Genomic DNA, 15,659 nt, shown 5'->3' with positions numbered 1-15,659 from the left:
CGGTCTTCTCGCCACGGGAAGGCCGCTCGTCAGGGGAGGGGCTCCATGCCCAACGTTTCGCGGCAGCGTTTTACCGTCTTCGCCGCCACTGCCACCGCCGTCGCCCTCGCCGCGGCCGCACTCACCGCCTGCGGCTCGCCGGAGGAGAGCGGCGAGGAAACCGCGTCCGGTCCCGTCTCGCTCACCTACTGGGCCTGGGCGCCCAACATGGACAAGGTGGCGGCGATCTGGAACAAGAAGAACCCGGACATCAAGGTCACGGTCCAGAAGCAGGCGTCCGGCGACGACCTGGTCACCAAGATCATCACGGCGTCCAAGGCCCACCAGGCCCCCGACCTCGTCCAGGCCGAGTTCCAGGCCCTGCCGACGCTGGTCAGCAACGACGCCCTCGCCGACATATCCAAGGAGGTCGGCGGCGCCAAGGACAAGTTCGCCCCGGGCCTCTGGCAGCAGACCACGCTCGGCTCCGACGCCGTCTACGCGGTGCCCCAGGACTCCGGGCCGCTGATGTTCTTCTACCGGACCGACCTGTTCCAGCAGTACGGGCTGAAGGTGCCGACCACCTGGGACGAGTTCGCCGCCACAGCCAAGGCCCTGAAGGCGAAGGCCCCCGACAAGGCGCTCACCACCTTCTCCTCCAACGACGCGGGCCTCTTCGCCGGCCTGTCGCAGCAGGCCGGCGCCCAGTGGTGGACCGCCCAGGACCAGAAGTGGAAGGTGGGCGTCGACGACGCGGCCACCAAGAAGGTCGCCGACTTCTGGGGCGGCCTCGTCAAGGAAGGCGCGATCGACAACCAGCCGATGTACACCCCCGCCTGGAACAAGGCCCTGAACACCGGTGAGCAGATCGCCTGGGTCAGCGCCGTCTGGGCCCCCGGCGTCCTCGCCACCGCCGCCCCCGACACCAAGGGCAAGTGGGCCATGGCCCCGCTCCCGCAGTGGGACACCACCAAGCCCACCACCGGCAGCTGGGGCGGTTCCACCACCGCCGTCACCACCGACTCGAAGCACAAGGCGGCCGCCGCGAAGTTCGCGACCTGGCTGAACACCGACCCGGAGGCGCTCGCCGCCCTGGTGAAGGAGGCCGGCATCTACCCGGCCGCCACCGCCGCCCAGACCGGCGGAGCGCTCTCCCAGGCCCCGGACTTCTTCGCCAACCAGCCCGACTTCTACACGCGGGCCGCGGCGATCGCGAAGACCACCGCCCCCGCCGCCTGGGGCCCCAACGTGAACGTCGCGTACACCTCCTTCAAGGACGAGTTCGGCAAGTCCGCCAAGGCCAAGTCCGACTTCGCCGCCGCCCTGAGCGCCATGCAGGCCGCCACCGTCGCGGACCTGAAGAAGCAGGGCTTCGAGGTCGCCCCGTGACGCAGCCCACCCAGGGCGTGCGCCGGTCGTACGGGGTCAAGCTGGCCCCGTACGGCTTCCTCCTTCCGGCAGCCGCACTGTTCGCCCTCTTCTTCGCGCTGCCCATCGGCTACGCGATCTGGCTCAGCTTCCACAAGATCGAGGTCAAGGGCCTCGGTCTGGGCAAGGGAGCAAGGAGCGAGGTCTGGGCCGGCCTGGAGAACTACACCGCCGCCCTCACCGACTCCGAACTCGGCGCGGCGGCCCTGCGGATCCTCGGCTACGGCGCGATCGTCGTTCCGGTCATGCTGGGCCTCGCCCTGCTCTTCGCGCTGCTGCTCGACACCGAACGGGTCCGGGCCCGCTCCTTCTCCCGGCTCGCGATCTTCCTCCCGTACGCCGTCCCCGGCGTGATCGCGGCCCTCATGTGGGGCTTCCTGTACCTGCCGGACGTCAGCCCCTTCTTCTACGTGCTCGACGCCCTCGGCCTGCCGCAGCCGGACCTGATGGACGGCGGACCGCTCTACCTGGCGATGTCCAACATCGCCGTCTGGGGCGGTACCGGCTTCAACATGATCGTCATCTACACCTCGCTGCGGTCGCTCCCCGTCGAGGTCTACGAGGCCGCCAAGCTCGACGGCTGCTCGGAGCTGCAGATCGCCCTGCGGATCAAGATCCCCATGGTGGCGCCCTCACTGGTGCTCACCTTCTTCTTCTCGATCATCGCCACCCTCCAGGTCTTCAACGAGCCGACCACGCTCCGGCCGCTCACCAACGGCATCCCCACCACCTGGAGCCCGCTGATGAAGGTCTACAACGACGCCTTCACCGGCGGGAACATCCACGCCGCCTCCGCCACCGCCGTCGTCCTCGCCCTGGCCACCTTCCTGCTCTCCTTCGGCCTCCTGCGGGCCTCCAACCGTCGTACGAAGCAAGGAGCCACCCGATGAGCGGGCTCGCCACCCCGCCGCAGGTGCGCAAGGCCGCACCCGCGGCCGGCACCACCCCCGGAACCTCCCAGGGCCCCCCGAGCCCCCGCCGCGTCGCCCTGCTGCCCACCGCGGCTCTCGTCCTCGGCGCGCTCTACTGCCTGCTGCCCATCGCCTGGGTCCTGGTGGCCTCCACCAAGTCGGGCGCGGACCTCTTCTCCACCTTCACCTTCCTGCCCGGCGACGGCTTCGGCGACAACGTCGCCGACCTGGCCGCGTACCGCGACGGTCTCTACTGGCGGTGGATGGCCAACTCGGTGTTCTACGCCGGTCTCGGCGCCGTGCTGTCCACGATCGTCTCGGCCTTCGCCGGCTACGCCCTCGCCGTCTACCGCTTCCGCGGCCGCGAGACCTTCTTCAACCTGATCCTCACCGGTGTGCTCATGCCGCCGGTGATCCTCGCCATCCCGCAGTACCTGCTGATGGCCGAGGCGGACCTGACGGACACGTACCTCTCCGTCCTGCTGCCGCTGGTCCTCTCCCCGTACGGCGTCTACCTCGGCCGGATCTACGCCGAGGCCGCCATCCCCATGGAGCTGGTCGAGGCCGGCCGGATGGACGGCGCGGGGGAGTGGCGGATCTTCGTGCGGATCGCCGTGCCGATGATGTCCCCGGGTCTGGTCACGATCTTCCTCTTCCAGTTCGTGGCCATCTGGAACAACTTCCTGCTGCCGTTCATCATGCTCGGCGACGACGGGAAGTTCCCCATGACGGTCGGGCTGTTCACCCTCCTCAAGCAGGGAGCGGGCCAACCCGCCCTCTACACCCTGGTCGTCACCGGGGCCCTGCTCGCGATCGTCCCGCTCATCGCCCTCTTCCTCGTCATCCAGCGGTTCTGGAGCCTCGACCTGCTCTCCGGCGCCGTAAAGTCCTGAACACCGGGGAACAGGGGAAACAGAGCATGAGCACAGCAGCGAACAGGCGCCGCCCGGCGACGATCCACGACGTGGCGCGGGAGGCGGGCGTCTCGCGCGGCACCGTCTCGCGTGTCCTCAACGGCGGGCACTACGTGAGCCCGACGGCCAAGGCGGCCGTGGACGCCGCGATCCGCAGGACGGGGTACGTCGTGAACCGGCACGCCCGCTCGCTGATCACCGGCAAGTCCGACTCGGTGGCGTTCCTGCTGACCGAGCCTCAGGAGAGGTTCTTCGAGGACCCCAACTTCAACGTGCTGCTCCGCGCCTGCACCCAGGCACTGGCCGCACAGGACATTCCGCTCCTGCTGATGATCGCGGGCACCGAGGCCGAACGCCGGCGCAATCTGCGCTACATCGGGGCCGGACACGTCGACGGCGTCCTGCTCGTCTCCAGCCATTCTGGCGACCCCGTGGTGGCCCAGCTGCACGAGGCGGGCGTCCCGGTCGTCGCCTGCGGCAAGCCCCTCGGCCAGACGGCCAAGATCGGCTACGTCGCGGCCGACGACCGGGACGGCGCGCGGGACATGGTCCGCCATCTGTACGAGACGGGCCGCCGCCGGATCGCCACCGTCACCGGCCCCCTCGACACCCCGGGCGGCGTCGAGCGTCTCGCCGGATACCGCGAGACGCTGGCCGAGTTCGGACTGCCCGCCGACGACGCGCTGATCGCGACGGGCGACTACAGCCGCGCGAGCGGGGAGGCCGCGGCCGCCCTGCTCCTGGAACGCGCCCCGGACATCGACGCCGTGTTCGTCGCCTCGGACCTGATGGCCCAGGGCGTGCTCGACGCCCTCGACCGCGCCGGCCGCCGGGTGCCCGAGGACGTCGCCGTCGGAGGCTTCGACGACTCGCCGGCCGCGCTGTCCTCACGCCCGCCGCTCACCACGATCCGGCAGCCGTGGGACCGGATCAGCACCGAGATGGTCCGCACGCTCCTCGCCCGGATAGCCGGGGAAGAGCCGGCCGCGGTCATCCTGCCGACAGAGCTCGTTCACCGGGAATCCACCTGAACGTCGGCCGTCCGTAAGGTGATCCGCACGCGCCGCCCCCAAGTGGGGGCGGCGCTTCCGTTTGTGGCGTCCACTCAATTTCGGTCACGTACCGATTATTTTGAGCCACCTCGCGGCTGAAATCGTCACTCTGTGAAGATCGCCGGTAACTTCAGGGCGTCGCCGCCACACCAGGGGCACACGGCCCCGACGGGACTAGCGGCCCGAAGGACATCTCTTCCTTTGACGACAGCGACCGACAGCTTCAAGGTCCAGCCGTACACGCAACACTGCCAAGTGATCCACACCGAAGGCGCCCACGCCGTCATCGGCATCTCCCCCGGGAACGGCTACTTCTCCGCCCAGCGGGTGGCCGACCTCGCCGCATGGGGAATGCGCACCTTCGAACAGACCGACCTCATCTACACCGACCTGCATGTCGCGGACATGTACGAGGCACTCGGCTACCCGCCGGACGAAGCCCGCCGCAAGGCCGTGAAGAACCTCCGCGGCGTGCGCGCCAAGGTCAACAACGCCGTCGCCGCCCTCGACCCCAGCGGCGAACGGCTCCGAGGACGCCCCATGTCGGCACTCCTCGACATCCCCGCCTACCGGCACCTGCGCAAGCACCTGGACGATCTCCTCGCCACGGACGCGGAGTTCCTCGCCACCTGCGAGAAACTCGTCGCGGCCTTCCTCTCGTCCAAGGTCCTCGAAGGGCAGACACCCACTGCCCGCCAGCGCGACGTCTGCCTCCAGTACGTCTGCGCCGAGGCACCGCTCTTCCTGGACACCCCCGCGATCCTCGGTGTCCCCTCCTCCCTCAACTGCTACCACCAGCTCCTGCCGATGGCCGAACTCCTCTACTCCAGGGGCTCCGGGCTGCGCGCCTCCCGCAATCAGGGCCACGCCATCGTCACCGCGATCCTCGGAGACCACGATGACCACTGACACGCCGATCGACTTCCCGTTCTCGGCCCGCGGCGACCGCCTGCCGCCCGAGATCGAGTCCCTGCGCGCCCAGCCGGTCACACGCGTCCGCACCATCGCCGGCGACCCGGCCTGGCTGGTGTCCTCCTACGAGCTGTGCAAGCAGGTCCTCGAAGACCCGCGCTTCTCGCTCAAGGACACCTCGGCACCCGGCGCCCCCCGGCAGTACGCGCTGACCATCCCGCCCGAGGTGGTCAACAACATGGGCAACATCACCGGGGCGGGGCTCCGCAAGGCCGTCCTCAAGGCCATCAACCCCAAGACCGACGGCCTCACCGACTGGATGCGCCGCCAGGCCTCCGACCTCGTCGACGAACTCCTCGCGTACGGCCCGCCCGTCGACCTCCGCGGCCGCTTCACCAACCCCTACGCCGAGAACCTCCACTGCCGGATCCTCGGCATACCCGAGGCCGACGCGCCGCGCCTCGCCGCCAGCCTGGACATCGCGTTCATGAACTCGGCCTGCCCCGTCACCGGCGCCCGGCTCAACTGGGACCGCGACATCGCCTACATGGTGGAACGCCTGGACGACCCGGCCACCACCGGACTGATGGCCGAACTCGCCGCGCTGCGCGGGAACCCCGAATACGCCCATCTGACGGACGAGATGCTCGCCACCGTCGGCGTCACCTTCTTCGGCGCCGGCGTGATCTCCACCATGGGCTTCCTCACCATGGCCATCTTCTCGCTGCTCCAGAACCCCGACGTGTGGGAGCAGTTGCGCAAGGAGCCGGAGCGCATCCCCGCCGCTGTGGACGAGCTGCTGCGCGTCAACCTCTCCATCGCCGACGGGCTGCCGCGCCTCGCGCTCGAGGACGTCACCCTCGGGGACGTCGAGGTGCGCAAGGGCGAACTCCTTCTCGTCCTGGTCGAGGGGGCCAACACCGACCCGGCCGTGTTCCCCGATCCCCACACCGTCGACATCGAGCGCCCGAACGCCGGCGCGCACCTCTCCTTCGGCGGGGGCCAGCACTACTGCCCGGCCACGGCCCTCGGCAAGAAGCACGCCGAGATCGCCCTGGAGGTGCTCCTCGACCGGATGCCGGACCTCCACCTCGCGGTCCCGGTCGACCAACTCGTCTGGCGCACCCGGTTCATGAAGCGCATCCCCGAGCGCCTCCCGGTCGCCTGGTGACCCTGCTCTGAGCTCCTCCGACCGCCGTCCGTCCTCGCCCCCCGGCCGCCGTCCCGGCCGGGGGGCGAGGACGTTCCCATGACCGCGGAGGGGATGCCATGCTGACCCGCATGGGGGAATCACACGACCACGCCTCGGTCCGCGACAGCTACGACACCGTCGCCGAGGAGTACGCGCGCCGACTGCACGAGGAGCTGGCGGGCAAGCCGCTGGACCGGGCCCTGCTCGCCGCGCTCCTGGAGCAGTCCGAGCCGGGAGCCGCTGTCGCCGATCTCGGCTGCGGCCCCGGACACGTCGCCGCCTGGCTCGCCGCGAACGGCGCGAAGAGCGTCGGCATCGACCTGTCCGCCGGCATGATCGCCGCCGGCCGCCGACGCTTCCCCGAGGTGGAGTTCAGGGAGGGCGACCTGCTCGCCCTCCCCGCCGAGGACGGCGAGTTCGGCACGGCCGTCGCGCTCTACTCGATCATCCACCTCGCCCCGGAGGAGCTGCGCGCCGCCTTCGAGGAGACCCGGCGCGCGCTGCGCCCCTCCGGCCTGCTCCTGCTGGCCTTCCACGTGGGGGAGGAGACACGGCACCTGGACGAGTGGTGGGGGTACGACGTGGACGTCGACTTCCGCTTCCACGACCCCGCCCGCGTCGCCGCCCTCCTGGAGGAGACGGGCTTCGCCGTGGAGATGCGGATGGAACGCACCGCCTACGCCCACGAGGCCGACACCCGCCGCGCCTACGTCCTGGCCCGCCGCACCTGACGGTCAGGCGCGGGGCCTTGAGGTCGGGCCCGCCGCACCTGACGGTCAGGCGCGGGGCCTTGAGGTCGGGCGCGGGGTGCCCTCGACGGTCAGGCGCGGGGCCTTGAGGTCGGGCGCGGGGTGCCCTCGACGGTCAGGCGCGGGGCCGCATGTCCGCGCCGTACACCGTCCGGTAGTCCGGCACGACGATGCGGCTGCCGGGTGACTCCCGGCGGACCTGGGCGACCAGCCCGGCCAGGTCCGTCGTGGGATCGGGACGTACGGGACCGCGCAGCGGCGTCTCGAAGTTGTCCCAGTGGACCGGGACGACCACGCCGGGACGGCCCAGGGCCCGCAGCAGCCGGGGCACGTAGCGATGGGTCGAGGAACTGGAGGGGACCGCGACCATCGCCACGTCGGGGCGCAGCCCCTCGACCTGCCGCTCGGCGAAGTCGCTGGCGCCCATGAGGAAGAGGGCGGGACCGCGCGCGCCGGCCGTGACGTGGAAGGCGAGCGTGTCGCCCTCGGGCAGGTCGGAGATGGTCGCGGGGACGGTGGCGGGCGGCGCCGTGAGCGTACCGGGGGCGAAATAGGCGTGCTTCTTGTTGCGGCTGTGCAGGCTCGCCACCACCTCCACCGTGAGGCCGTCGCCGAAGTCCAGCACCTCGCCGCCCTTGACCACGGAGATCTGGAGCGGATCCACACCGAAGGCGACCAGCAGATGGAACGTGGTCTCGGTTCCCACGACACGGGCACCGGTGGCCTTGGCGATGTACGGCACATCGGCGATGTGGTCCCAGTGCGCGTGGCTGACCAGGATGAGCTCCGGACTCCCGGCGTACTCCCGCACCAGTCCGGGGTCGGTCTCCGCGATCTTGGTGGCCGGGTCGAAGGCCTTCTCGAAGAGGCCGGTCCTGAAGCGGGTGAGGTAGGGGTCGAAGAGCACCGTCCGGTCGCCCACGTCGATCCGCCAGCCGGACGTGCCCAGCCAGCGCAGCGACGCGGAGCCGTGGTCGGGGGAGGGACGGGAGCCGGGAACGGGGGAGGGGCCGGGGTTACGGGTCTGGGCATGGGCCGCGGCCGGCAGGAGCGGTAAGGCCGCACCGAGCGCGGCGCCCCGCAGCACCGCCCGCCGCCCGTGGCCGTGGTCGGTCCGCCTGTTCGTCTTCGTGTCGTCGCTCATGACGCCAGAAGATCAGCCGGCCCGCGACCCTGTCCAAGACCGGATCGCCATGGGAGTCATAGGCATACGCCTATGAGCCCTGGTCGGGCCGTGAGGACGCCCGTCAGGAGCTGCGACGGGGCTTGCCGCGCTTGACGTTCTTCGCGCCCTTGGCGCTCTTGGTGCCCTTGGCTCCAGCGGAACGGCCGGACGCACCCGCACCGCCGGAACGGCCCGCACCGCTCTGTGGGCTCTTGCCCGCCGGCCTGCCGCTCTTGTCCGGGCGCTTGGCCTTCGGCTGCGGCGGCGTCGCGGGACGACCACGGGTGCTGTTGACGGTCCGCCCGCGGACGATCCCGATGAACTGCTCCACCAGATCCGTCGTCTCGTCCTGCGGCCAGGACAGGGCCACCTGTGACTCGGGGGTGTCCGACACCGGACGGTAGGTGAGGTCCTTGCGGTGGTGCAGCCGGGCCAGCGACTGCGGGACGACGAGCAGCCCCACCCCGGCCGCCACCAGGTCGATCGCGTCGGCCGTCGTGGCCGGGCGCTCGAGCGCCGGCAGCCCCGGCGGGCGCTCCCAGCCGAGGGTGTCGTCGAGCGGATGCAGCACGATCTCCTCGGCCAGGTCCTGGGGGGACACCTCGTCGACCGCCGCCACGACGTGGTCCTTGGGGATCACCACGACCGTCGTCTCGCTGTAGAGGGGGATGGCGCTGAGATCCGTACGATCGACCGGCAGGCGCACCAGACCGGCGTCCGCGTCACCGCTCCGCAGCAGGTCGGACGCCTCGGCGGCCGGCACCTGCACGAGGGTCAGCGGAACATCGGGCAGCCGCTCGTTCCAGATCCGCACCCACTTCGTGGGCGTCACTCCCGGGACGTAGGCGAGCCGGAACGAGGGAGGTACTTCCTGGCCAGTCACCCCGCCAGGTTACCGGTCGTGGTCAGAGGTAGCTCACACGCTCGATACCCTTGACGGCATGACGTCGCACCAGACCGCCCAGACGATGAAGCCCGCGACCGCGGCGAAGAAGCTGGGTGTGTACCTCGAGGCCACCCCCGCCGAGTTCCAGGAGGGTGTCGTCTCGCGCACCGAGCTGAACGCCCTGCAGACCGATCCGCCCGAGTGGCTCCGCGAGCTGCGGCGCAACGGACCGCACCCCCGCCCCGTGATCGCGGCGAAGCTGGGCATCTCCATCTCCGGTCTCGCGCGAGGCGGCATCACCGACGCCCTCACCACGGAGCAGATCGAGGCGCTGAAGGAGGACGACCCGGAGTGGCTGCGGAAGGAGCGCGCCACCCAGGCCGAGGTCCGCAAGGAAGCGGCACGGATCAAGGAGAAGCAGGCCGAGAAGGCCGCGAATGCCGACCGCTCGGACTCCTGACCCGAGGCCGTACGGCTTCCCCGCCGAGCAGTGAGCCGTCCGGCCGTCCTTCGACGGCCGGACGTTTGCATGAGGGGCGGCGTCACGCCACCGAGGACCGGACCGGCGTCGGCTCGGGGCGCTTGGCCGTGCGGCCGTCCCCGGAGGAGCGGCCGCGCAGACGCCGGCCGACCCAGGGACCGACGAACGCCGCCGCCCACCGGAGCTCCCCGAGGGTCGCTCGCGGCCCCGACGGCGGCGGGCCCGGCAGTGCCGGGAGCGGGTGGGTCCACGCGTCGCTGCTGCCGGGCAGGCCCAGGGCGTGGCCGACGGCGGCGGCGATGCGCTCGTGACCCAGCGGACTGGCGTGGAGGCGGTCCGGGCTCCACAGACGGGCATCGGTGAGCACGGGATGAAGGTGCGTCTCGGCCACGGCGACCCCGTGCCGGCCGGCCGCCTCCCGGATGCGGGCGTTGAGCGCGGTGACGCGACCGGTGAGAGGCCGGGCGAACGGAATCATCCGCGCGGCGTCCGGGAACGTGACGGTGGCCACGGTCGCACCCCGGGCGGTGAGTTCGGCGAACATCACCTCCAGATGACCGGCCACCTCGTCCGCGTCGAAGCGGGGCCGCAACAAGTCGTTCATCCCCGCGACGACGGTGGCCACATCCGGTCGCAGCGCCAGAGCCGGCCCGAGCTGCTCGGCCCGCACCTGCCCGGCGAGCCGTCCCCGTACGGCCAGGTTGGCGTAGGTCAGCCCGGGGCTGGCCTCGGCGATCAGCTCCGCGAGCCGATCGGCGCAGCCCCGCAGCCCGATGGCGTCGTCGCCGTCCCCGAGGCCTTCGGTCTGACTGTCGCCCAGGGCGACGTAACGCGTGTACGGGCCGTTGTGCATGAGCGTTTCGCTCCTCCTGGGCGTCGTGTCGTGGCCGGCACGACGCGATGCATGCAACACGTCGGTTATTCAACTCGTTGACTATAGCGTGCAAGGATGGCCCGGTACCGGACGGAGTGTCAGTGGCCCCTGGGACCATCGCGAGATGACCGACACCACCGCTGCGATCACCGCCTACTGGGACGCCGCCGCCGCGGCGTTCGACGACGAACCGGACCACGGCCTGCGGGCCGCCCGCACCCGAGCGGCCTGGGCACGTCATCTGCACGACTGGATGCCACCCGGCCCGGTCGACGTCCTCGACATCGGCTGCGGTACGGGATCGCTCTCCCTGCTGCTGGCCGAGGCGGGGCACCGGGTGACCGGCGTCGACCTGGCGCCGAAGATGGTGGAGCGGGCGCGCGCGAAACTCGCGGCCGCACGCCTCGCGGGGCGGTTCCTGGCCGGAGACGCCATGGCGCCGCCGACCGGAGACCTGCGGTACGACGTCGCGCTGTCCCGGCACCTGCTCTGGACCCTCCCCGATCCGGAGGCCGCCCTGCGCGACTGGGTCGGCCGTCTGCGGCCGGGGGGTCGGCTGGTCCTGGTCGAGGGCCGGTGGCGGGAGTCGGGTCAGAGCGGCGTGCCGTACGTCGCCGGAGCCACGTCCCTCCCGTGGAACGGCGGAATCGGAGCCGACGACCTGGCCGCGGCCGTCCGTCCCCTCGTCTCCCGGGTGCGCGTGGAGCACCTGGACGGCGAGGGGGACGGCGACCTGTGGGGCAAGCGGGTGGACGACGAGCGATACGCCCTGATCGCCGACGTGTGAGGCGGCGAGAGGACGGGGCCCGGAGGTCAGCGCGACCGTGCGGCGACGTGGTAGCGGTGGAACGGGCCGTTCTCGATGGGCAGTTCCGGACGCCAGGTCTTCAGCGCCTGGGCGGACGGAGCGAACAGCGGACGGGGGAGGTGGTCGAGCGAGGTCCACTCCCAGCGCCGGATCTTGTCCGGCTCCGCCACGGCCGGGGTGCCGCGGAAGTCACGTACCACCGCCACCGCCACCGCCGTCAGTCGGGTGAGCTCTTTCGACGTGGCGGCGTCGAGCAGGATCCCGATGACCTCGACGTCGTCGGCGGCGGCCACGAGCGTGGTCTCCTCGGCCAGTTCGCGGACCGCCGCCTCCTCGATGGACTCACCCGGGTCCACCTTGCCGCCCGGCAGCTCCCAGGTGCCCGAAGGGTGCAGGCCGAGAAGGACCCGGCCCGCCTCGTCGGTCACCACGACGCCCGCCCCGAGCGAGGCCTGCGCGGTCGGCGGCTGGACGTTGCGGTGGGGGGTGCGGGGCTCGGACGGCTGCTCGGCGGCGGGCATGACGACTCCTCCTCGTACGGGCCGGGTGTGTGCCACCCCTCAGCCAACACCATGCGGCGCCCCCGCCGCCCGACTCGCTGCTGCGCGAACCACCCACCGACGAGACGGAGCTGGCCTTCAGGACGGTCATGACAGAGGGCTTCGAGGCCGTGCTGCCGACCGCGGTGGAGTGGCAGACCGTGTGCGCCCTGGTGGAAGCCGGTCTCGGGGTCTCCTTGGCGCCCGCGAGCATCCGCCGGATCCGCCTCAAGGGCGTCGCCTGCCGCGCCGTCGAGCCGGGCGCCGCGCGTAGGCGGGTTGCCGTCGCCTGGCGCCGCGACGGCGGCGATCCGCTGGTCGCCCGCTTCTGGAGACCGTCGACGACAGTCACGGCCACGGCGGCGGCGACGTCTGACCGTCGGCTTCACACACCCGCGTTCCGCAGCCGCCGCAGAGCGAGCAGCCCGCCCACCCCCGGGACGACGGAGGCCCAGCGCGCGCCTGATGCGGCGGCGTCGGAGACCTGCCAGGTGGCCGCGATGACGACGAGATAGGCGGTGCCGTGGAGCGGGCCGACGAGGCTCGAGACGGCGGGCGTGTGCACGGTGAGCAGATTGGCCGACAGGACCACGAGGGAGGCCGCCTCCGCCCCGGCGGCGAGGCGCAGCGTACGCATGACGTCACGCTCCTGTCGTCGAGCCGGGCCGGACGATCATGAGGACGACGACGATCGCCCACAGGAGGTTGAAGACCCCGGTGAGCATCGCCAGCCGCGCCGCGAGCGCCCGCGCCGCGCCGTCGTCGGCCGTGTGTGGGCCTCCCGCGAGCATCCGCTGCTGGCGCGGCAGGATCGCCAGGATCAGCACGGCCGCGGCCGCCGCCGTCAGCACCAGCGACGAGATCAGCCACGCATCGGTGAGCACGCCGAGCTGGACGGCGGTCGCGATTCCGAAGACCGGAACGGCGACACCGGCGATGGCGTACCCGCGGCAGATCCGGTGGAGGACGGCGGCGACGGCGGAGTCGCGGCTCCGGTCGCCGCCGCCCCCGTCTTCGTTCCCGTCCCTGCCCCCGTCCCCGTCTCCGGACGTGGCCTGCCGCGCGTAGCGCGGGAAGAGCGAGGCGGCCACGGTGATCGGTCCGACCACCAGGATCGCGGCGAGTACGTGGATGGACAGCAGCAGCTTGGTCACGGAAGGCCCTCCCGGCTGTTCTCGATATGTTGGCTGCCAATAGATAGCACGCCTACGGCTTTATTGAGTAGGCTGCCTACCTATGAGGGCGGATGCGGTGCGAGGGCACCTGGACGGACTCCTGCTGGCCGTACTGGAGCAGGGGCCGCTGCACGGTTACGCGATCATCGCGGCGGTCCAGCAGCGCAGCGGCGGCGTGCTCGATCTGCGGACGGGCACGATCTACCCGGCGCTCAACCGGCTGGAGCGGATCGGGCTCCTGAGCAGCAGTTGGGAGTCGGCCGGCGAACGCCGCCGACGCTGTTACGCGCTCACCGACGCCGGCCGGAGCTCGCTGGCGAGCGAGCGCACGGCATGGCGCGAGTTCACGACGGCGATCGGCTCCGTGCTGAACCCGGCCCCCTCGCCCCGGCCCGCCACATGAGCGCCACCACCGCCCGCCCGGGCGACCCCGTCGAGGCCTACGCCGCGGACCTGGCAGGCGCCCTGCACGGCCCGGCCCGCGCCAAGGCGCGCCTGATCGAGGAGCTGCGTGACGGGCTCGCCGACACCGCGCAGGCGTACACACGCGACGGAACGCCCTACGAGGACGCCGTCCGGCAGGCGGTACAGGAGTTCGGAACCCCCGACGAGCTCGCGCCCGGCTGCCAGCGCGAACTGACCATCGCCCAGGCCCGGCACACCGCCCGGTCCGTCGTCCTCACCGCCCCCTTCCTCCTCGCCTGCTGGTACACGCTCCTCAACAGCGGCACGGGCAGCGGCGCCGGAACCGGGCAGCTCCTCGCGATCCATCTGGCCGGGGTCGCGGGCGTCGCCGCACTCCTCGCCGCGACCGCGCTGGCAGCCTCCGGGACCCTCGCCCGCCGACTGCCCACCCCTCACCGGCTGCCCCTCGTCGTCGCATGGGCCGGTACCACCGCGAGCATCTCCATGGCGCTGGCCACGCTGACGCTCGCCGTAGCCGCGCTGATGGCCGCGAACTGGCCGCTGATCGCCCTGGCCTGCGCACTCGCGGCGACATCACACGCCCTGACGGCACCCTCCGCCCGCGCGTGCCGCCGGTGCGCCCGGCTGCCCGCCTGACGCTTCCTGTCCTCCGGCTTCGCCCTACGGCGCGACCCGGACCTCCAGCGGGGCCCGGAACGAGAGCAGGTCGAGGACGGGCGGGGGAGGGGCCGAAGGCGCGAGGCGGAGCGCGGGGAAGCGGCGGGCCGCCGCGCGGAGCGCGACAGCCGCCTCCGTACGGGCCAACGACGCGCCGGGGCAGCGGTGGCGGCCCACGCCGAACGCCAGGTGGTGACGGGAGTTGGCACGGCCGGGGCGCATCCCCTCCGGGTCCGCGAAGACCTCGGGGTCGGAGCCGCTGCCCATGAGCATCAGCAGCAGCTCGGCGCTCGCGGGGAGCCGTACCCCGCCCAACTCCACGGGCCGGTCCGTGACACGCCGCCAGGTGGTGACCGGCGGCTCACGGCGCAGCACCTCCTCCACCCACGCCCGAGGAAGCCCCTCCTCCCGCGCCGCCCGCGGCCAGAGACCGGGCTCGGCGAGCGCGCCGCGCAGTACGGTGGCGATGAGCTGACCGGTCGTCGACTGCCCCGCCACGAACACGAAGAAGCAGGCGCCGACCGCGGTCCGCAGGTCCAGCGGCTCCCCGTCGGGCAGACGGTGCCGGACCAGCGCCCCGACGAAACTGTCCGCCGGCGCCGCTCGGTCGCCCACGACCGCCGTGAGCCACTGGTGGAACTCCGCGACCAGGGCGGCGAGTTCGAGCTGCCGCTCGGCGGTCGGGCGTCCCCAGAACAACTCCAGCGAGGCGTCGCTCCACCGCACGAGGGTCGTGGTGTCCAGACCGTCGATGCCGAGCAGCTCCATCATGACCCGGCAGGGCAGGGTGTGCGCGAACGCGCCGAAGAGGTCGCTGCCACCGGTGGCGTCGATCTCGCCCCGTACCGTGTCGAGCAGCTCGTCGGCGACCCGCTCGATCACCGGCACCGCCGCCGCGACCCGCTGCGCGTTGAAGAACCGCGTGACCACCCGGCGCAGCCCGGGGTGGCTCGCGCTCCCGTTGTTGGCCAGCGCGGGGCGCACCCGGAAGCCGGACCGGGCGAGCACCCGCAGCGCGGGAACGCCCAGTGGCGTGACCGCGTGCTGCGCGTTGTCCGGCCGGAACACCGCCGGATCCAGCAGCACCCGCCGGATGTCGTCGTAACGGCTGACCAGCCACAGACCGGTGGTGGGATCGTGATGGACCGGGGCCTCGGCCCGAAGGACGTCGAGCCAGGGGTACGGGTCGCGGACGAAACCCTCACCGAACAGGTCGAGCGCCCCGAGCGGCGGAAGGGGAGAATCGCCGGCCACCCGACCATACGGGCAGGGGCCGGCCGGGCCCGAGGGGAACGCGGGCCCGGCCGGCCCGCCGACGGCGGATGTCACGGTCGCGGACGCTAGCACGCGGCGGCCCACCTACCGGCCGGTGTGTGCGAGGGATCACTCCCGAATCCTCGCAGGCCAGAGCAGGTTTCGCGCCCGGAGGCGCCGACCGGCGAGCCGTCCGCCGGAGCCCTTCGCTTCCCCTCCCTTCGACGGACGGGGGCGGGCCCGAGCCCACGTGCCGG

Annotated in this window: 18 protein-coding genes and 1 pseudogene; 12 read left to right on the top strand and 7 right to left on the bottom strand. The window is 72.0% G+C overall.

Annotated elements, in window-relative coordinates; translation table 11 throughout:
- Window positions 1-45: 45 nt before the first annotated feature.
- The 7 genes from ACFYV5_RS34265 to ACFYV5_RS34235 all read left to right on the top strand — a co-directional run bounded on the left by ACFYV5_RS34265 (window position 46) and on the right by ACFYV5_RS34235 (window position 7,119).
- Window positions 46-1,368 carry an extracellular solute-binding protein gene (locus tag ACFYV5_RS34265; protein WP_355114094.1) on the top strand — a complete coding sequence of 441 codons (1,323 nt, stop codon included), beginning with the start codon at window positions 46-48 and terminating at the stop codon, window positions 1,366-1,368.
- Window positions 1,365-2,297, top strand: a complete 933-nt coding sequence (locus ACFYV5_RS34260) for a carbohydrate ABC transporter permease (RefSeq protein ID WP_389175309.1) — start codon at window positions 1,365-1,367, stop codon at window positions 2,295-2,297. Before ACFYV5_RS34265 ends, ACFYV5_RS34260 begins: the two co-directional genes overlap by 4 nt.
- Window positions 2,294-3,211 carry a carbohydrate ABC transporter permease gene (locus ACFYV5_RS34255; protein WP_389175306.1) on the top strand — a complete coding sequence of 306 codons (918 nt, stop codon included), beginning with the start codon at window positions 2,294-2,296 and terminating at the stop codon, window positions 3,209-3,211. The genes ACFYV5_RS34260 and ACFYV5_RS34255 overlap by 4 nt, the downstream gene beginning before the upstream one ends.
- Window positions 3,212-3,237: 26 nt before the next feature.
- A complete protein-coding gene (locus ACFYV5_RS34250) occupies window positions 3,238-4,263 on the top strand; it encodes a LacI family DNA-binding transcriptional regulator (RefSeq protein ID WP_389175303.1) in 1,026 nt (341 codons plus the stop codon).
- Between the two features lie 222 nt (window positions 4,264-4,485).
- Window positions 4,486-5,193 (top strand): tRNA-dependent cyclodipeptide synthase, encoded by a 708-nt coding sequence (locus tag ACFYV5_RS34245; protein WP_355114101.1) that lies wholly within the window; start codon window positions 4,486-4,488, stop codon window positions 5,191-5,193.
- On the top strand, window positions 5,183-6,367 hold the full coding sequence (locus tag ACFYV5_RS34240; protein ID WP_389175300.1) for a cytochrome P450: 1,185 nt from the start codon (window positions 5,183-5,185) through the stop codon (window positions 6,365-6,367). The genes ACFYV5_RS34245 and ACFYV5_RS34240 overlap by 11 nt, the downstream gene beginning before the upstream one ends.
- A 110-nt stretch (window positions 6,368-6,477) precedes the next feature.
- Window positions 6,478-7,119: a class I SAM-dependent DNA methyltransferase gene (locus ACFYV5_RS34235; protein ID WP_389175298.1), complete on the top strand. Its 642-nt coding sequence runs from the start codon at window positions 6,478-6,480 to the stop codon at window positions 7,117-7,119.
- A 133-nt stretch (window positions 7,120-7,252) separates the two neighbouring features.
- Here the strand turns inward: ACFYV5_RS34235 and ACFYV5_RS34230 are convergent, their stop codons facing one another.
- A complete protein-coding gene (locus ACFYV5_RS34230) occupies window positions 7,253-8,281 on the bottom strand; it encodes an MBL fold metallo-hydrolase (protein ID WP_389175295.1) in 1,029 nt (342 codons plus the stop codon).
- A gap of 103 nt (window positions 8,282-8,384) precedes the next feature.
- The gene (locus tag ACFYV5_RS34225; protein WP_389175292.1) at window positions 8,385-9,185 is read right to left on the bottom strand and encodes a LysR family substrate-binding domain-containing protein; all 801 of its coding nucleotides are present in this window, start codon (window positions 9,183-9,185) and stop codon (window positions 8,385-8,387) included.
- A gap of 58 nt (window positions 9,186-9,243) precedes the next feature.
- On the opposite strand from ACFYV5_RS34225, the gene ACFYV5_RS34220 reads away from it, so the two are divergent.
- Window positions 9,244-9,648, top strand: a complete 405-nt coding sequence (locus ACFYV5_RS34220) for a DUF5997 family protein (protein WP_389175289.1) — start codon at window positions 9,244-9,246, stop codon at window positions 9,646-9,648.
- Window positions 9,649-9,730: 82 nt separating this feature from the next.
- Here the strand turns inward: ACFYV5_RS34220 and ACFYV5_RS34215 are convergent, their stop codons facing one another.
- Complete coding sequence (locus ACFYV5_RS34215; protein ID WP_389175287.1) at window positions 9,731-10,522, bottom strand: SGNH/GDSL hydrolase family protein; 792 nt, start codon at window positions 10,520-10,522, stop codon at window positions 9,731-9,733.
- A 145-nt stretch (window positions 10,523-10,667) separates the two neighbouring features.
- On the opposite strand from ACFYV5_RS34215, the gene ACFYV5_RS34210 reads away from it, so the two are divergent.
- Window positions 10,668-11,330 carry a class I SAM-dependent methyltransferase gene (locus ACFYV5_RS34210; RefSeq protein WP_389175284.1) on the top strand — a complete coding sequence of 221 codons (663 nt, stop codon included), beginning with the start codon at window positions 10,668-10,670 and terminating at the stop codon, window positions 11,328-11,330.
- A 26-nt stretch (window positions 11,331-11,356) separates the two neighbouring features.
- Here ACFYV5_RS34210 and ACFYV5_RS34205 read toward each other — a convergent pair whose 3' ends face one another.
- Complete coding sequence (locus tag ACFYV5_RS34205; protein WP_389175281.1) at window positions 11,357-11,872, bottom strand: NUDIX hydrolase; 516 nt, start codon at window positions 11,870-11,872, stop codon at window positions 11,357-11,359.
- A gap of 128 nt (window positions 11,873-12,000) precedes the next feature.
- On the opposite strand from ACFYV5_RS34205, the pseudogene ACFYV5_RS34200 reads away from it, so the two are divergent.
- Window positions 12,001-12,213, top strand: a pseudogene (locus tag ACFYV5_RS34200) (LysR substrate-binding domain-containing protein); the annotation flags it as partial.
- A gap of 62 nt (window positions 12,214-12,275) precedes the next feature.
- Here ACFYV5_RS34200 and ACFYV5_RS34195 read toward each other — a convergent pair.
- Together ACFYV5_RS34195 and ACFYV5_RS34190 are read right to left on the bottom strand one after the other, a co-directional pair.
- A complete protein-coding gene (locus ACFYV5_RS34195; RefSeq protein WP_389175278.1) occupies window positions 12,276-12,527 on the bottom strand; it encodes a hypothetical protein in 252 nt (83 codons plus the stop codon).
- Between the two features lie 4 nt (window positions 12,528-12,531).
- A complete protein-coding gene (locus ACFYV5_RS34190; protein WP_389175275.1) occupies window positions 12,532-13,044 on the bottom strand; it encodes a hypothetical protein in 513 nt (170 codons plus the stop codon).
- Between the two features lie 82 nt (window positions 13,045-13,126).
- Between ACFYV5_RS34190 and ACFYV5_RS34185 the strand changes: the two genes are divergently transcribed.
- Both ACFYV5_RS34185 and ACFYV5_RS34180 read left to right on the top strand, forming a co-directional pair.
- Complete coding sequence (locus tag ACFYV5_RS34185) at window positions 13,127-13,468, top strand: helix-turn-helix transcriptional regulator (RefSeq protein ID WP_355114120.1); 342 nt, start codon at window positions 13,127-13,129, stop codon at window positions 13,466-13,468.
- Window positions 13,465-14,127, top strand: coding sequence for a permease prefix domain 1-containing protein (locus tag ACFYV5_RS34180; RefSeq protein ID WP_389175272.1), 663 nt, complete (start codon window positions 13,465-13,467; stop codon window positions 14,125-14,127). The genes ACFYV5_RS34185 and ACFYV5_RS34180 overlap by 4 nt, the downstream gene beginning before the upstream one ends.
- A 24-nt stretch (window positions 14,128-14,151) precedes the next feature.
- On the opposite strand, the gene ACFYV5_RS34175 is transcribed toward ACFYV5_RS34180, so the two are convergent.
- Window positions 14,152-15,402: a cytochrome P450 gene (locus tag ACFYV5_RS34175; RefSeq protein ID WP_389175270.1), complete on the bottom strand. Its 1,251-nt coding sequence runs from the start codon at window positions 15,400-15,402 to the stop codon at window positions 14,152-14,154.
- Window positions 15,403-15,659: the final 257 nt, after the last annotated feature.

The organism is Streptomyces sp. NPDC003035, assembly GCF_042888285.1.
In the GTDB taxonomy this organism is placed as follows: domain Bacteria; phylum Actinomycetota; class Actinomycetes; order Streptomycetales; family Streptomycetaceae; genus Streptomyces.
The sequence above is the reverse complement of the archived record's forward strand: the minus strand, read 5'-3'. Positions and strand labels throughout refer to the sequence as shown.

What these genes read in the sequence shown, in the direction of transcription:
- ACFYV5_RS34265 (WP_355114094.1), top strand. Translation starts at nt 46, where the DNA reads ATGCCCAACGTTTCGCGGCAGCGTTTTACCGTCTTCGCCGCCACTGCC.
- ACFYV5_RS34255 (WP_389175306.1), top strand. Translation starts at nt 2,294, where the DNA reads ATGAGCGGGCTCGCCACCCCGCCGCAGGTGCGCAAGGCCGCACCCGCG.
- ACFYV5_RS34250 (WP_389175303.1), top strand. Translation starts at nt 3,238, where the DNA reads ATGAGCACAGCAGCGAACAGGCGCCGCCCGGCGACGATCCACGACGTG.
- ACFYV5_RS34240 (WP_389175300.1), top strand. Translation starts at nt 5,183, where the DNA reads ATGACCACTGACACGCCGATCGACTTCCCGTTCTCGGCCCGCGGCGAC.
- ACFYV5_RS34235 (WP_389175298.1), top strand. Translation starts at nt 6,478, where the DNA reads ATGGGGGAATCACACGACCACGCCTCGGTCCGCGACAGCTACGACACC.
- ACFYV5_RS34230 (WP_389175295.1), bottom strand. Translation starts at nt 8,281, where the DNA reads ATGAGCGACGACACGAAGACGAACAGGCGGACCGACCACGGCCACGGG.
- ACFYV5_RS34220 (WP_389175289.1), top strand. Translation starts at nt 9,244, where the DNA reads ATGACGTCGCACCAGACCGCCCAGACGATGAAGCCCGCGACCGCGGCG.
- ACFYV5_RS34215 (WP_389175287.1), bottom strand. Translation starts at nt 10,522, where the DNA reads ATGCACAACGGCCCGTACACGCGTTACGTCGCCCTGGGCGACAGTCAG.
- ACFYV5_RS34210 (WP_389175284.1), top strand. Translation starts at nt 10,668, where the DNA reads ATGACCGACACCACCGCTGCGATCACCGCCTACTGGGACGCCGCCGCC.
- ACFYV5_RS34205 (WP_389175281.1), bottom strand. Translation starts at nt 11,872, where the DNA reads ATGCCCGCCGCCGAGCAGCCGTCCGAGCCCCGCACCCCCCACCGCAAC.
- ACFYV5_RS34195 (WP_389175278.1), bottom strand. Translation starts at nt 12,527, where the DNA reads ATGCGTACGCTGCGCCTCGCCGCCGGGGCGGAGGCGGCCTCCCTCGTG.
- ACFYV5_RS34185 (WP_355114120.1), top strand. Translation starts at nt 13,127, where the DNA reads ATGAGGGCGGATGCGGTGCGAGGGCACCTGGACGGACTCCTGCTGGCC.
- ACFYV5_RS34180 (WP_389175272.1), top strand. Translation starts at nt 13,465, where the DNA reads ATGAGCGCCACCACCGCCCGCCCGGGCGACCCCGTCGAGGCCTACGCC.